Origin of the sequence: Acinetobacter sp. Colony158 (assembly GCF_019264745.1) — a bacterium.
Taxonomy (GTDB): domain Bacteria; phylum Pseudomonadota; class Gammaproteobacteria; order Pseudomonadales; family Moraxellaceae; genus Acinetobacter; species Acinetobacter ursingii.
The window spans coordinates 2,201,412-2,202,431 of sequence record NZ_CP078523.1; the positions used below are offsets into that span (position 1 = coordinate 2,201,412).

The window sequence follows — 1,020 nt, forward strand, 5'->3', positions numbered from 1 at the left end:
CTAAAATTCTGCTAATCAGCCTTTAGTCGGGTAAAATCTTAAGTGTGCTTTAATTATTGTAATATGTATGATAAATAATCAAGTTGTATTTGTCTTAAGGAATAGGACAATGAAAAAAAATAAAATACTCGGATGTATAAGTCTTATTTGCTTTGCACCTTTCACTTTTGCAATGCAGCCACTAGACGACCAAAGTCTGTCAGCTACTACAGGGCAGGATGGTATTAATATTGGTATAGGTATTAATAAAGTACAATTTAATCAAGTTTCTTTGATTGATACAAATGGTTATGGTGCACAGGCAACTTCATATGCTAATAGGGCAAGTTTAGTTGTGGCAACTAGAAATGCAAGCCCAACAACGCTTACTTTTAATGGTGCAAATAATACTCCAAGTTTAAATATCGTCGCTGATACAGATGGTGGCATCAATAATAAAGCATTTGCAAATTTGGCGGTTTCCTTTGCAAATCAAATCACTGGCCTGACGATTTCACCTTTTTCGATTTACTTGGCAGGAACAAATTCAACTTCTAGTTCAACGGGTTCCAAATCCATATTCACAGGAACGAATTTAAATAGTGATGTCAAAGAACTCCTACGTGTTGGCAGTAATATCGATGTAAATTTTGTGTCTGGTAATGCACCAAAAATGAACATTCAGCTCGGCAATGCTCCGCAGGGGCACATGATCCAGTTTGGAGGCGCGATTAGTTCGATTTGTAGTGCTGGGTGTCCAATTACATTAGTATCAAATTATACGGATACACAGACTCCTGCGAACTCTTATTCTACAGGGATTACGTTTAATTTAAGTCTAAAAGCGACAGATACGACCAATGGCTTTTCTCTAAATAACTTCTATTCTGGTGTGGAGACTGGCGGTTTTGTATTTGGAAATACCGGTGATTCGAGCAAATTGGATGCTGGTTTAAGTAATGTCACTCTAGGCACGACTGGGCAAAGTAATGCTACGGTTTTCAATGGGGTACAAAATGGTCCGATCGGTAATATCGGTGC

At 37.9% G+C, this 1,020-nt stretch carries 1 protein-coding gene; it reads left to right on the forward strand.

What is annotated here, in order from left to right; all coding sequences use genetic code 11:
* Window positions 1-109: 109 nt before the first annotated feature.
* Window positions 110-1,020: DUF6160 family protein (locus JR005_RS09010; protein WP_218665819.1), on the forward strand; the 911-nt coding region annotated here is incomplete at its 3' end.